Raw genomic sequence first — 12,969 nt, 5'->3', positions numbered from 1 at the left:
CGCTCCACGAAAGGAAATCAGGAATAGAACGTCGGCACCGGCAGGGACTGGTTCAGCGCCCAGTCGCCCAGCTCGTGGAGTTTGTAATCCAGCGGGTCGTGCAAGGTTTGCGTGCGCAGGTTGCGCCAGTGTCGGTCGAGACGCAGCGACGCGTGGGTCGAACGGGCGCCGGTGACTTCGAACAATCGGCTGCAAATCTCCAGGCCCTGACGACTGGCGGCGACCTTGGCGGTGGCAATCGCCGTGGCGAGGTGACCGCGTTCTTCGGCGCTGAGGTTCGGGCCTTTGGCCCAGGCCTCGTCGAGCAACGCAGCGGCGCGTTCCACCAACAACCGGATGCCTTCGAGGGCGACCCAGAACTCGCCGTAATGCGCCAGCACATAAGGATCTTCACGCACCTCGCGCACCGAGGATTTGTGCCAGACGCGGGTTTCACTCAGGGTGTATTGCCGCGCCTCTTCGAACGCCCCTTCGGCGATGCCGAGAAACATGTGGGTGAACGTCAGTTGTGCAATCAACGGGCGCAAACAGGCGAACGGTGTGCTCAACGGGCCCGGATCCAGCAACAGTTCCGATTCTTCGACCCGCACCCGTTCGAACGTGGCGCTGCCGCTGTCGGTCTGGCGCTGGCCGATGTTGTTCCAGTCGTTGTGCAGGGTGATGCCGCTGCGGCCGCTGGGGATCGCCGCGATCAGCAGTTTTCCGCCGTTGCTTTCGTCCACCGCCGAGGCAATCAGCATCTGTGAATCGCTGGCGCCGGAGCAGAAGCTCTTCTTGCCGGAAAACTCGCGCCAGCCACCCAGATCCTTGACCACGGTGCGGGTGTCCAGCGGATTGAGCGCGTTGCCCCAGAACCAGTTCTGCCGCGCGGTCTGTTCGAACCACGGTTGCCATTGTTCCGGGCGGGAAAACAACCGGACGGTGGCGAGCATTAAATGATGAAAACCGAAGACGTGGGCGATCGAGCTGTCGACCTTGGCGAATTCGCGCACGACTTCCAGGGTTTCGCTCCAGCGCGCGCCGAGGCCGCCGTAACGGGTGGGAATGCTCAGGGCCAGCAGACCGCTGTCGCGCAGGGCGTCGCGTTCGGCTTTTGGTGTGCCGCCACGCTCGTCGCGCTCGACGGCGGTCAGGGCAAATTCGGCGGCCAGTTGGCGGGCGGTCTGCAACGGGGAGAGCAGGGTGCTTTGCGGTTTGGCAGTCACTCGGTCTTCCTCAGGCGTTGGCTTTGGCGGGCAGAACATCGTTGGCGATCATTTCGCCGAACGGCCCGGTGAGGTTGGTGACACCGCGTCCAGCCAGGCTCGCGTACGGCTCGGGCAGCAGCGGGAACACCAGCTCGGCAAAGCGGTAGGCCTCTTCCAGATGCGGGTAGCCGGAGAAGATGAAGCTCTCGATGCCCAGATCCGCGTACTCCTTGATTCGCGCCGCCACTTGCTGCGGATCGCCGACCAATGCAGTGCCGGCACCGCCGCGCACCAGACCGACGCCGGCCCACAGGTTGGGGGCGATTTCCAGGTTGTCGCGGCGCCCGTCGTGCAGGGCGGCCATGCGTCGCTGGCCTTCGGAATCGAAGCGCGAAAAGGATTTCTGCGCGGCCTCGATGGTTTCGTCGCTGATGTGTTCGATCAGTTTGTCGGCGGCTTTCCAGGCTTCTTCGGCGGTCTCGCGCACGATCACGTGCAGGCGAATGCCGAACTTCACCTTGCGTCCGTGACGGGCGGCGCGTTCGCGCACATCGGCGAGTTTTTCGGCGACGGCGGCCGGTGGTTCACCCCAGGTCAGGTACACGTCGACCTGCTCGGCGGCCAGATCGTGGGCTGCGTCGGAGGAACCGCCGAAGTACAGCGGCGGATAGGGTTTCTGCACCGGTGGATACAGCGCCTTGGCGTTCTGTACTTTCAGATGTTTGCCTTCGAAATCCACCGCTTCGCCTTGCAACACGCGACGCCAGATCTTGAGGAATTCGTCGGTGACTTCGTAGCGTTCGCTGTGGCTGAGGAAACTGCCGTCGCCACGGTTTTCGTCGGGATCACCGCCGGTCACGACGTTGATCAGCAAGCGGCCGTTGGACAGTCGATCGAGGGTCGCGGCCATTCGCGCCGAGACGGTCGGCGAGATGATCCCCGGACGGATCGCCACCAGATAACGCAGGCGTTCGGTCAGCGGCACCAGCGCCGAGGCGATCACCCACGAATCCTCGCAGGAACGGCCGGTGGGAATCAGCACGCCGTGGTAACCGAGGCTGTCGGCGGCTTGCGCCACCTGTTTCAGGTAATTGAGGGTGACCGGGCGCGCGCCTTGGGTGGTGCCCAGATAGTGACCGTCGCCGTGGGTCGGCAGGAACCAGAAAACATCCATGAACAGCTCCTTAAGCGATCTTCAGCAACGGTTTGATGTGAGTGCCAAACAGCGGCGCGGCGCGTTCGGCGGCCAGGCGGATGCGCGCCTTGAGCGGTTCGCTGGTGATCTGGTAGTCGGCGAAATCGGCTTCGGTGGCGTACACGCCGATCGGCAGGGTCACGGCCTGGAAGAAACTGAACAGCGGGCGCAACTGGTGATCGAGGACCAACGCATGGCGTTCGCTGCCACCGGTGGCGGCAAGCAGCACAGGTGTGTCGATCAGCGCATTCAGGTCGATCAGGTCGAACAAATGCTTGAGCAGTCCCGGATAGGAGCCGCGATAGACCGGCGCGGCGACGATCAGCAGATCAGCCTGTTCGATGGCCTGCAGTTCGGCTTCGATCTCGGCCGGCAGTTCCTGACGGGACAGTGCAGCGCCCAGCGGGCGGGCGATGTCACCGAGTTCGATGAGGTGACTCTCGACCGGCAGGTGCCCGGACAATTCGGCCAGCAGGGCCTGGGTCAGCACCAGGGTGCGAGACGGACGCCAGGTTCCGCCGGACAGGGCGACGACTTTCAGTGGACGCGACATGGTCAGTTCCTTTTTCAACAGTTGCTCGGCGAGCAGTGAGTAGTCACCGGAGCAGAGCAAGCGCTGTACCAATTCCTGTAAGGCCCGTATTCCGGGGCTTTGAGCGTTGTCGGCGGCTGTGCTCGTGTGACTTTCAGGCCGGTTTGTTGAACCGCTGTTGCCTGGGAAACAGTTGCTGGAGCAACAGTGCCGAACGCGATGAAGGATTTATAAAGGCTGACTGTTATTCCGTAAAAGACTGTTAATTGATATTGATAGGTCTTTTGAGAATATGCAGGACGAATCCTGCCCGAATTCTGATAGCCACTATTGAGAGCGTTGATTTCTGCCAAAGCGTGCCCGGGCGTACCTTTTCTCCATCGACCCACACTGCTCGCCAGGACGCTCCCATGAATCGTTTACTGACTGTTTCCCTGATGCTCTCTCTCTCCGTTCTCGCTGGTTGCGCGAGCCACGTTTCCCCGGAACTGCGCCCTTACACGGCGGAAGAAACCCGCGAACTGGCGCTGGAAACCTTGAACCGCAGCGGCTTGTCGTTCGAGGAATACCACGCGAAGAAAGCCCAACTGCTTGGCCAGCCGCAGAAGACTTTCGGTTTCGACAGCAAGGGTGAAATGAGCGCCGAGCGGGCCGTACAGCTGCACGGTCGTCCTAGCTGATCCGTAACTGTACTGCTCGAAGTTTTACCCAACTGTCCGTGGGTTTGCGCGGCGCCGTGGGATAGGGTCAACACCTGAATGACCCTGACGGACTGCCTGCCATGACCCTCTCGCTCGACCTGCTGCTGGGCTTTGCCCTGTTTGCCCTTGTCACCTCGATCACACCGGGGCCGAACAACACCATGTTGCTGGCGTCGGGCGTGAACTTCGGTTTTAACCGCACCATCCCCCATATGCTCGGCATTACCTGCGGTTTCTTCGTGCTGGTGGTGGCGGTGGGTTTTGGCCTTGGCGCGGTGTTCCAGACTTATCCGCTGCTTTATACGGTCCTGCGTTACGTCGGCGCGGCGTACTTGCTCTATCTGGCTTGGAAGATCGCTCACTCCGGCCCGGTCGGTGATAGCGAGCAGGGCGAGGCGAAACCGATCAGCTATCTCGGCGCGGCGGCTTTCCAGTGGGTCAATCCAAAGGCGTGGATCATGGCCATCGGTGCCATCAGCACGTACACGCCGATGCAGGGTTATTTCACCAACGTGATCGTGATTGCGGCGGTGTTTGCTATCATCAACCTGCCGAGCGTCGGCGTCTGGGCGGCTTGCGGGACCTTGCTGCGCAACGTGCTCAAGGATCGCCGCTGGTTGCGGTTGTTCAACTGGGGCATGGCAGCGCTGCTGGTGATCTCGCTGTATCCGTTACTCCTTGAAAGCTTTAGCTGACGCAGCGCTACAACCGCCGGCCCGATGCCTGTTAAAGTCGCGTTCAGGAGCGTTCCTACGCACTTTTAAATGAAGTTGTTCTTCTTTAACGGCATCCGATCAGGTATTGATGACGCTCTCGAACCCGGACGCAGCTCACAAGGCTGCGTCGTGCCGTTTGTAGACACGAGCTTCCTGATCCCGGAACACGCTCTGCGAGTCTTTTTATGAACACACGTCCGCTGTATTTCGATTACGCCGCCACCACCCCGGTGGACGAGCGGGTCATCCAGGTGATGATCGAGTGTCTGGGTTTCAACGGTAACTTCGGCAACCCGGCCTCCAGCTCCCACGCCTTCGGCCAGCAGGCCCGGCAAACGGTCGAGAACGCTCGCCGGCAAGTCGCCGAACTGGTCGGCGCCCAGGCGCAGCAGATCGTCTGGACCTCCGGCGCTACAGAATCCAACAACCTCGCCCTTAAAGGTGTGGCTCAGGCCCGTGGTGTGTCCGGCGGGCACATCATCACCAGCCAGATCGAACACAAGGCCATCCTCGACACCGCCCGGCAATTGCAGGACGCCGGTGTCGCCGTGACCTATCTGGTGCCGGACGCCGAAGGCCTGATTACCCCGCAAGCGGTCAGCGAAGCGATGCGCGATGACACCTTTCTGGTGTCGCTGATGCTGGTCAACAACGAACTCGGCACCGTCAACGACATCCCGGCCATCGGCGAAGTGGTGCGTGGGCGTGGAGCGTTGTTCCACGTCGATGCTGCCCAGGGCGCCGGCAAGGTCGCGATCGATCTGGCGCAGTGGCCGGTGGACCTGATGTCGTTCTCGGCGCACAAGCTTTACGGCCCTAAAGGCATCGGCGCGCTGTACGTCGGCCCGCATGCGCAGCAGCGTTTGCAGGCGCAGATTCACGGTGGTGGCCACGAGGGCGGGTTGCGTTCCGGAACGCTGGCGACTCACCAGATCGCTGCCATGGGCTCGGCATTTGCCTTGGCCGCCGAAGCTTTCGATGACGAGAAGAAAACCATCGTCGCGCTGCGCGAGCGTCTGCTCGAACAACTCTTGAGCCTGCCTGGCGTGCGCCTCAATGGCAGCAGCACCCAACGTATCCCGCACACCTTGAGCCTGACCTTCAGCGAAGGCGAGTTCAACCCGGCAGCGCTGAGCCATTCGATCGCGTTTTCCGCGACCTCGGCCTGCAATTCCGCCAGCAACGCGCCGTCCCACGTCTTGCTGGCATTAGGGCATGACGCGCACCTGGCCGGCCGTACCATTCGCCTGAGCCTCGGCCGTTTCACCACCGCCGAGGACATCGACAAGGCTGTAGAACTGATCAAGACCGCCTGCGCCAGTGCTCCGGCATTCTGGGCGACAGGGCTTTAACGAGCCGGCTTCGAACGGCACCGAACAATAACGATGAAGTGATTGGCAGGAGACATGATGAGTACCCAGACTTTGACCGAAGGAACGGTTCCCCAGCGCCTCGCGCACACCCGTGAACTGATGCGTCGCGAAGGTATCCACGCGTTGCTGGTGCCGTCCGCCGACCCGCACCTGTCGGAATACTTGCCGGGTTACTGGCAGGGCCGGCAATGGCTGTCGGGTTTTCATGGCTCGGTCGGCACGTTGATTGTCACCACCGATTTCGCCGGGGTCTGGGCCGACAGCCGTTACTGGGAGCAGGCGACCAAGGAACTCAAGGGCAGCGGCATCGAACTGGTGAAACTGCAACCGGGTCAGCCGAGCCCGCTGGACTGGCTGGCCGAGCAGACGCCGGAAGGTGGCGTGGTCGCGGTTGACGGCGCGGTGATGGCCGTCGCATCGGCGCGTACGCTGGGCGGCAAGCTCGAAGCGCGGGGCGCCAGTCTGCGGACCGACATCGACTTGTTGAAAGAAGTCTGGAGCGATCGCCCGGCGTTGCCGAATGCGCCGATCTATCAGCACCTGCCACCGCAGGCGACTGTCAGCCGTGGCGAAAAGCTCGGAAAACTGCGCGAAACCCTGCAGGAGCGCGGCGCTGACTGGCACTTCATCGCTACCCTCGACGACATCGCCTGGCTGTTCAACCTGCGCGGCGGCGATGTGTCGTTCAACCCGGTGTTCGTTTCCTTCGCCCTGATCAGCCAGCAGCAAGCCACGCTGTTTGTGGCCTTGAGCAAGGTCGATGTTGAGCTGCGTGCCGTGCTGGAAAAAGACGGCGTGACCCTGCGTGACTACAGCGAAGTCGCTGACGCCTTGCGTGCTATTCCGAGCGGCGCGAGCCTGCTGGTGGATCCGGCGCGGGTCACTAGCGGTCTGCTGGATAACCTCGACACTGGCGTGAAATTGGTCGAAGGCCTGAACCCGACCACACTGGCCAAGTCGCAGAAGAGCCTGGCGGATGCCGGGCACATCCGTCAGGCGATGGAGCAGGATGGCGCGGCGCTGTGCGAGTTTTTCACCTGGCTGGAATCGGCCTGGGGTCGTGAGCGCATTACCGAGCTGACCATCGACGAAAAACTCACGGCGGCCCGTGAGCGTCGCCCGGATTATGTGTCGCTGAGTTTCAACACCATTGCCGCGTACAACGCCAACGGCGCGATGCCGCATTACCACGCCACCCCGGAAGAGCACGCGGTGATCGAGGGTGACGGCTTGTTGCTGATCGATTCCGGTGGTCAATACCTGGGCGGCACTACCGACATCACGCGCATGGTGGCTGTTGGTACGCCAACCGAAGAGCAGAAGCGCGATTGCACTCGTGTGCTGAAAGGCGTGATTGCCTTGTCCCGTGCGCGATTCCCGAAAGACATTCTGTCGCCGTTGCTGGATGCGATTGCCCGCGCGCCGATCTGGGCCGATAACGTCGACTATGGTCACGGCACCGGTCACGGCGTGGGTTATTTCCTCAACGTTCATGAAGGTCCGCAGGTGATCGCCTATCAGGCGGCGCCGGCGCCGCAAACCGCCATGCAACCGGGCATGATCACTTCCATCGAGCCGGGCACTTATCGTCCGGGCCGCTGGGGTGTGCGGATCGAAAACCTGGCGATGAACGTTGAAGCAGGAAGCAGCGAGTTCGGCGAGTTCCTCAAGTTCGAAACCCTGACCCTGTGCCCGATCGACACTCGCTGCCTGGAACCGTCGTTGCTGACGCAAGAAGAGAAGCAGTGGTTCAACGCCTATCACGCCGAAGTGCGCGAGCGCCTGAGCCCGTTGCTTGACGGCGCGGCACTGGAATGGCTGAACACGCGTACTGCCGCTATCTGATCGGTTGAAGCTCGGGCGCTGCAGCCAGCGCCTGGGTCATGAAATCGACAAACGCGTTGACCCTGGCGGACTGGCGACGGTTCGCCGGGGACACGGCGTGAATCGGCAATGATCGGGTCTGGTAGTCCTGCAACAGGGCGACCACTCGACCCACCTTCAAATCTTCGCTGAACAGCCAGACCGGTGACAGCGAAATCCCCAATCCTCCCAAGACCATTTCGCGGATCGCTTCGGAGTTGTTGCTCTGGGCGTTGCCCTGGATGCGTACGTCGTGGTGTTGGCCATCCTTCTCGTAGGTCCACAGATTCTGAGTGCTGAGCAGGTTGAATTGCAGGCAGTTGTGCTTCGCAAGATCCTGAGGTGATTGTGGGTGACCGTGGCGTTGCAGGTAATCGGGCGTCGCCACCGTGAGCCGGTGGGTGGTGCCGATGCGTCGGGCGATCATGCCGCTGTCGTTCAGCTCGCCGATGCGCAGGCTGACGTCCAGGCCTTCGCTGACCAGATCCAGATTCTGATCGCTCAGTTGCAGGTCGACCTGCACCTGCGGGTAGCGCTGCAGAAATTCCGCCAGTCGCGAAGCGATCTGCAAGCGGCCGAAACTGACGGAGGAGCCGATTCGCAGAGGACCGGCCACGGTTTCCCTGCCGGACTGGAAACTGTGCTCGGCGGCATCCACGGCAGCGAGGATATTTCGACATTCGTTGTAGTACCGCTGACCTTCATCGGTCAGTGACAGCTTGCGTGTACTGCGGGCAATCAGCTTGCCGCCCAATTGACTCTCAAGAGCGCGCAGGACTTTGCTGATGGTCGGCTGGGTGGTGTGCAGTTCCCGGGCAACGGCGGAGAAACTGCCGCGTTCGACCACCCGGACGAAGATGGTCATTGCGTTGAGCTTGTCCATGAAGCGCCTCATTCATGCCGATTTGGCATGATCACTATAGTCATTTGGCGTCTTATCGGCATGGATCTGCTGCGGGAACATGGCTTCACTTTCTCCCACAGGAATGACCGAAATGACTGACTCACTGAACATGAAAGCCCTGATAGTGGACACCGCCAACGGGCCGTTACGCATGGTTTCCCTTGAGCGCCCCGTGGCAGAGGCCGGGCAGGTATTGGTGCGGATCAAGGCCAGCGGTGTGAATCCGCTGGATCTGAAAATCCGAGCAGGGCAGGCCGCCCATGCCCGGCAACCGTTGCCAGCGGTGTTGGGGTTGGATCTGGCGGGTGTGATCGAAGCGGTGGGTGAGGGCGTGCAGGATTGGGCGCCGGGCGATGAGGTGTATGCGTTTGCCACGGGGATTGGTGGCGCGCAAGGTTCGCTGGCCGAGTTTGCAGTGGTGGACGCTCGACTGCTGGCGCGTAAGCCTTTGAACCTGAGCCCGCGCGAGGCCGCGAGCCTGCCATTGATATTGATCACGGCGTGGGAAGGCCTGGTGGATCGGGCTCGGGTGAGTGCGGGGCAGAAGGTGTTGATTCACGGTGGTGCGGGTGGTGTCGGGCATGTCGCCGTTCAACTGGCCCGAGCATTGGGTGCTGAAGTATATGCAACGGGGTCTGCGGGACAACGCTCGATCATCGAGGGTTACGGCGCGACGTTCATCGATTATCGAGAGAGCTCGGTGGAGGACTATGTCGCCGAGTTCACGGCGGGGGAGGGGTTCGACATTGTCTATGACACGGTCGGGGGAGAGACGCTGGACGCCTCGTTCAAAGCCGCACGGACCTACAGCGGGCATGTACTCAGTTGCCTCGGTTGGGGGCAGCACAGTCTTGCGCCGTTGTCGTTTCGTGGGGCGACGTATTCGGGCGTGTTCACCTTGTTGCCGTTATTGACCGGCAGGGGCTGTGAGCATCATGGCGAGATTTTGCGACAGGCTGCCGCGCTGATTGAGTCCGGTCAGCTGCGACCTCTGCTTGATCCGCGTCGGTTCACGCTGGAAACCGCCGGGGAAGCCCATGAGCTGCTGGCGACGAAAGCAGCTCAGGGGCGTCTGGTGGTGGAGATTTAGCGAAGGGCTTCCACTACAAAGTCGAGCCGGTCCTGACCGAAGAACAACTGGTTGTCGATGAACATGCTCGGCGCACCGAAGACGCCACGCTTCACGGCGATTTCGGTGTTGTCCTTTAGTGCGGCCTTGACTGCTTCATCGTTGGTCAATGCCAGTACTTCTTCAGGATTGAAGCCATGTTCAGTCAGCACGGCGGCAACCGCTGCCGGCTCATCGAGGGGGCGGCCTTCAACCCACAGCGCTTTGAACAGGCAATCGATGAATGCCAGGAAGCGATCAGGATGACGCAGTTGAATGCCGGTGACCGCGCGCATCAACATCAGGGTATTGATCGGGAAATGCGGGTTGAATTTAAGGGGCATGCCGTAGCGTTTGGCGTAGCGGTCCAGGTCCTGAAACATGTAGCGACCCTTGGCCGGGATCATTGCCGGCGACGCGTTACCGGTGGCTTTGAAGACGCCGCCCAGCAACATCGGAATGTAGATCAACTGGCTACCGTTTTCGGCGCAGATTTTCGGCAGTTGGGTGTACGCCAGATAAGTGGCGGGGCTGCCGAGATCGAAATAGAACTCCACGGTTTTGCTCATGTTCGCTGCACTCTGTTTTTGTTATTGGGGGGATTACCAGCGCTCGTTCCACGGACGCAGATCCAGTTCGAACGTCCAGGCATCCCGTGGCTGGCTATGCAGATACCAGTAGTTCTCGGCGATGTGTTCTGGATTGAGAATGCCGTCCTGGTCCTTGGTGGCGTATTTGTCAGGGAAGTTGTCGCGGATGAAATCGGTATCGATGGCGCCGTCGACCACGACGTGGGCGACATGGATGTTCATCGGGCCAAGCTCTCTGGCCATGCTCTGTGCCAGAGCCCGGATACCGTGCTTGGCTCCGGCGAATGCGGCGAAGCCTGAGGCGCCGCGTAATCCGGCAGTTGCGCCGGTGAACAGGATCGTGCCGCGGCTGCGGGTCACCATCCGTTTGGCGACTTCCCGGGCATTGAGGAAACCGGAGAAACAGGCCATTTCCCAGATCTTGAAATACTTGCGGGCGGTTTCTTCGAGAATGCTGCAGGGCACGTTGGCGCCGATGTTGAAAACGAATGCTTCAATCGGACCGAGGCGGGTTTCGATGTCTTCGATCAGTGCAATTACATCTTCTTCCTTGCGCGCATCGCAGGCAAAACCGTGGGCTTCACCGCCGTCCGCCTGAATCGCTTCCACCAACGGCTGCAATTTGTCGGCGCTGCGCCGCGTGACGCACGCGACGAAACCTTCCTTGGCGAACCGCTTGGCGATGGCGCCGCCCGTGGCATCACCTGCACCGACAACCAATACGACCTTCTTGTTATTCATGGGTGGATCCCTTTAGTAAACGATCGTTAAGTGAACGAACGTTATGCTAGGATTTGCTCAGCGTCAAGGCACTCAATGTGAGGACAAATACATGCGGTACTCCGCCGGTCACAAGCTGGAAACCAAAGAAAAGCTCCTGCAAAGCAGCTCGCTGTCTGCGAAAAAGACCGGGTTTTCATCAATGGGCGTCGATGGCCTGATGAAAGCAATCGGCCTGAGCGGGGCGGCGTTCTACAGTCATTTCTCGTCCAAGGACGCCTTGTTCGCGGCTATCGTCGAGCGAGAGTTGTGCCAGAGTCTGGAGCGCTTGGGCGGGCAGGGTACGCAGGATCGTGAACGGCTGGAGCGGTGCCTGAAACTGTATCTGAACATGGCTCATGTCGAGCAACCCGAACTGGGCTGCGCATTACCTGCGCTGGGCGCCGAGATAGCGCGGTCGGATATTGTTGTGAGGGAGCAGGCTGAGCTGTGGATTTGCAAGCTTCAGGAAAGTTGGGCGCAGATTCTGGAAAGCGACAGCCTGGCTTGGGCGATTCTGTCGCAATGTGTCGGAGCGCTGGTCGTGGCACGTATGCTGGCGTCACCGAAGATTCAGCAGCGGGTGCTGAACTCCTGTCATGAAGAGATCGGACACCAGCTCGCCGCTTCGCGAGTGCAGTAGCGGCGATGGTTTATTTGCAGATGACGATCATGCTGCGGCTGGTATAGCCGGCGGGGTTGAGACCGAAGGGGTAATCACCCGGTTCTTCCACGGTATCGCCTGACTTTGCGATGACCTTGTAGCCCTTCGGTGCGCAAGAGTTTGCAGCGCTGGCGTAGCACTTGTCCCAAGAGGAGGACAACCCCGAACAGTTGATGTGCAGCCCTTTCTTGCCATGCTTGACCTGGGTCTTCGACGTCGCCGCGCAGCCCGCAACGGCGAGTATGGCGATCAGTATCAAAATTCGTTTCATTACCGTCCTTATGGCGGCCTCGAGTCTGGCGCTCGGGTCTGCCTGTATGCGCTCTCGCTTGACGCGTTCCGATGTCCGTATCCGAAAAAATCCATGTCTGGCATTGGGTTGCGAGGCTAAACATGGCCTAAATGAGCGCCAAATGCCAGACCTTCGTTCAATCCCCTTTCAATCCGCCGCGATGGCGGGTTTGGCAGTGCTGCCCATGGTCATGGTTGCACCGACGGAGGCCAGAATAATGCACAGGATCGCCATCCATTGTGACAAAGAAAGGTATTCCTGAAGGAATAGCAGGCCCGACAGTGCGCCGAAGGCCGGTTCGATGCTCATCAGCGTGCCGAAGGTGCGGGCGGGCATGCGGGTGAGGGCGACCATTTCCAGTGTGTAGGGGAGGGCGGTAGACAGGATTGCGACGCCGATAGCGATCGGGATCAGTGCTGGAGTCAGCAATGCGCTGCCTGCGTGGACGATACCGATGGGGGCGACGAACAGGGCTGCGATCATCACGCCAAGCGCCGCGGTGGTCACGCCGTTATCGGCGCCGGCCTTCTGGCCGAACAGAATGTATAGCGCCCAGCAAACGCCGGCTCCCAGTGCATAACCTGCACCCACCAGATCGATACCCGCTGTCGTAGCGCCGGTTGGTATCAACAGCAACAAGCCGATGGCAGCCAAGGCAATCCATAGAAAGTCGATTGCGCGGCGTGAGGCATAGATGGCGACTGCCAGCGGCCCGGTGAACTCCAGGGCGACGGCGATGCCGAGGGGGACAGTGCGCAACGACATATAGAAGAGGAAGTTCATCCCTCCTAGCGCCATCCCGTAGACAATCACTGTACGCAGCGATTTGGCTGTCAGCTTCGCTCTCCAGGGTTTTAGCAATAACAGCATGATCACGCTGGCGAAGATCAGGCGCAGGGTGGTAGTGCCTTGAGCGCCAACGATGGGGAACATGCTTTTAGCCAGCGAGGCGCCGGATTGGATTGATGCCATGGCTATTAATAGAAGGCCAACCGGGAACAGGGTTGAGGCAAGGCTGCGAGGCTGGTCGTTCATTGCGTGGCATCATCCGGGGAAGGAACTGAGGTGTGTTGGGCAATATAGTG

The 12,969-nt window shown here is 60.7% G+C and carries 14 protein-coding genes; 6 read left to right on the top strand and 8 right to left on the bottom strand.

Annotation, left to right across the window (positions count from 1 at the left end):
• Positions 1-17 precede the first annotated feature (17 nt).
• From LOY31_RS20210 to msuE, 3 genes are read right to left on the bottom strand one after another with little or no spacing between them, the layout of a single operon-like run.
• Complete coding sequence (locus LOY31_RS20210; RefSeq protein ID WP_007955826.1) at positions 18-1,205, bottom strand: acyl-CoA dehydrogenase family protein; 1,188 nt, start codon at positions 1,203-1,205, stop codon at positions 18-20.
• A 10-nt stretch (positions 1,206-1,215) separates the two neighbouring features.
• Positions 1,216-2,361: an FMNH2-dependent alkanesulfonate monooxygenase gene (gene ssuD, locus LOY31_RS20205; protein WP_007955828.1), complete on the bottom strand. Its 1,146-nt coding sequence runs from the start codon at positions 2,359-2,361 to the stop codon at positions 1,216-1,218.
• A gap of 10 nt (positions 2,362-2,371) precedes the next feature.
• Positions 2,372-2,935 (bottom strand): FMN reductase, encoded by a 564-nt coding sequence (gene msuE, locus LOY31_RS20200; protein ID WP_007955830.1) that lies wholly within the window; start codon positions 2,933-2,935, stop codon positions 2,372-2,374.
• A gap of 389 nt (positions 2,936-3,324) precedes the next feature.
• On the opposite strand from msuE, the gene LOY31_RS20195 reads away from it, so the two are divergent.
• The 4 genes from LOY31_RS20195 to LOY31_RS20180 all read left to right on the top strand — a co-directional run bounded on the left by LOY31_RS20195 (position 3,325) and on the right by LOY31_RS20180 (position 7,549).
• Complete coding sequence (locus tag LOY31_RS20195) at positions 3,325-3,594, top strand: hypothetical protein (RefSeq protein WP_221535634.1); 270 nt, start codon at positions 3,325-3,327, stop codon at positions 3,592-3,594.
• 101 nt (positions 3,595-3,695) lie between these two features.
• Positions 3,696-4,310, top strand: coding sequence for a LysE family translocator (locus LOY31_RS20190; RefSeq protein ID WP_221535635.1), 615 nt, complete (start codon positions 3,696-3,698; stop codon positions 4,308-4,310).
• A gap of 206 nt (positions 4,311-4,516) precedes the next feature.
• A complete protein-coding gene (locus LOY31_RS20185) occupies positions 4,517-5,683 on the top strand; it encodes an aminotransferase class V-fold PLP-dependent enzyme (protein WP_221535636.1) in 1,167 nt (388 codons plus the stop codon).
• A gap of 57 nt (positions 5,684-5,740) precedes the next feature.
• Positions 5,741-7,549, top strand: coding sequence for an aminopeptidase P family protein (locus tag LOY31_RS20180; protein ID WP_258712128.1), 1,809 nt, complete (start codon positions 5,741-5,743; stop codon positions 7,547-7,549).
• On the opposite strand, the gene LOY31_RS20175 is transcribed toward LOY31_RS20180, so the two are convergent.
• Complete coding sequence (locus tag LOY31_RS20175) at positions 7,542-8,450, bottom strand: LysR family transcriptional regulator (protein WP_258712127.1); 909 nt, start codon at positions 8,448-8,450, stop codon at positions 7,542-7,544. The genes LOY31_RS20180 and LOY31_RS20175 overlap by 8 nt on opposite strands.
• Before the next feature lie 112 nt (positions 8,451-8,562).
• Here LOY31_RS20175 and LOY31_RS20170 point away from each other — a divergent pair, with 112 nt between their 5' ends.
• Entirely contained in the window at positions 8,563-9,561 is a 999-nt protein-coding gene (locus LOY31_RS20170) for a zinc-dependent alcohol dehydrogenase family protein (protein ID WP_258712126.1), read from the top strand.
• Here the strand turns inward: LOY31_RS20170 and LOY31_RS20165 are convergent.
• Positions 9,558-10,148: a 2-hydroxychromene-2-carboxylate isomerase gene (locus tag LOY31_RS20165; RefSeq protein ID WP_085607047.1), complete on the bottom strand. Its 591-nt coding sequence runs from the start codon at positions 10,146-10,148 to the stop codon at positions 9,558-9,560. The genes LOY31_RS20170 and LOY31_RS20165 overlap by 4 nt on opposite strands.
• Before the next feature lie 33 nt (positions 10,149-10,181).
• Complete coding sequence (locus tag LOY31_RS20160; protein ID WP_108562869.1) at positions 10,182-10,910, bottom strand: SDR family oxidoreductase; 729 nt, start codon at positions 10,908-10,910, stop codon at positions 10,182-10,184.
• 91 nt (positions 10,911-11,001) lie between these two features.
• On the opposite strand from LOY31_RS20160, the gene LOY31_RS20155 reads away from it, so the two are divergent.
• The gene (locus LOY31_RS20155; RefSeq protein ID WP_007955849.1) at positions 11,002-11,571 is read left to right on the top strand and encodes a TetR/AcrR family transcriptional regulator; all 570 of its coding nucleotides are present in this window, start codon (positions 11,002-11,004) and stop codon (positions 11,569-11,571) included.
• Positions 11,572-11,581: 10 nt separating this feature from the next.
• Here the strand turns inward: LOY31_RS20155 and LOY31_RS20150 are convergent, their stop codons facing one another.
• Positions 11,582-11,863 (bottom strand): hypothetical protein, encoded by a 282-nt coding sequence (locus tag LOY31_RS20150; RefSeq protein WP_007955851.1) that lies wholly within the window; start codon positions 11,861-11,863, stop codon positions 11,582-11,584.
• 168 nt (positions 11,864-12,031) lie between these two features.
• Positions 12,032-12,919 (bottom strand): threonine/homoserine exporter RhtA, encoded by an 888-nt coding sequence (gene rhtA, locus LOY31_RS20145; protein ID WP_007955853.1) that lies wholly within the window; start codon positions 12,917-12,919, stop codon positions 12,032-12,034.
• Positions 12,920-12,969: the final 50 nt, after the last annotated feature.

This window comes from Pseudomonas sp. B21-021 (assembly GCF_024749205.1).
GTDB classification, from domain to species: Bacteria; Pseudomonadota; Gammaproteobacteria; order Pseudomonadales; family Pseudomonadaceae; genus Aquipseudomonas; species Aquipseudomonas paraglycinae.
The sequence above is the reverse complement of the archived record's forward strand: the minus strand, read 5'-3'. Positions and strand labels throughout refer to the sequence as shown.

Coding starts and splice junctions, on each gene's coding strand:
- LOY31_RS20150 (WP_007955851.1), bottom strand. CDS start 11,863: ATGAAACGAATTTTGATACTGATCGCCATACTCGCCGTTGCGGGCTGC.
- ssuD (WP_007955828.1), bottom strand. CDS start 2,361: ATGGATGTTTTCTGGTTCCTGCCGACCCACGGCGACGGTCACTATCTG.
- LOY31_RS20155 (WP_007955849.1), top strand. CDS start 11,002: ATGCGGTACTCCGCCGGTCACAAGCTGGAAACCAAAGAAAAGCTCCTG.
- LOY31_RS20195 (WP_221535634.1), top strand. CDS start 3,325: ATGAATCGTTTACTGACTGTTTCCCTGATGCTCTCTCTCTCCGTTCTC.
- LOY31_RS20160 (WP_108562869.1), bottom strand. CDS start 10,910: ATGAATAACAAGAAGGTCGTATTGGTTGTCGGTGCAGGTGATGCCACG.
- LOY31_RS20175 (WP_258712127.1), bottom strand. CDS start 8,450: ATGGACAAGCTCAACGCAATGACCATCTTCGTCCGGGTGGTCGAACGC.
- msuE (WP_007955830.1), bottom strand. CDS start 2,935: ATGTCGCGTCCACTGAAAGTCGTCGCCCTGTCCGGCGGAACCTGGCGT.
- LOY31_RS20165 (WP_085607047.1), bottom strand. CDS start 10,148: ATGAGCAAAACCGTGGAGTTCTATTTCGATCTCGGCAGCCCCGCCACT.
- LOY31_RS20185 (WP_221535636.1), top strand. CDS start 4,517: ATGAACACACGTCCGCTGTATTTCGATTACGCCGCCACCACCCCGGTG.
- LOY31_RS20180 (WP_258712128.1), top strand. CDS start 5,741: ATGAGTACCCAGACTTTGACCGAAGGAACGGTTCCCCAGCGCCTCGCG.
- rhtA (WP_007955853.1), bottom strand. CDS start 12,919: ATGAACGACCAGCCTCGCAGCCTTGCCTCAACCCTGTTCCCGGTTGGC.
- LOY31_RS20170 (WP_258712126.1), top strand. CDS start 8,563: ATGACTGACTCACTGAACATGAAAGCCCTGATAGTGGACACCGCCAAC.
- LOY31_RS20190 (WP_221535635.1), top strand. CDS start 3,696: ATGACCCTCTCGCTCGACCTGCTGCTGGGCTTTGCCCTGTTTGCCCTT.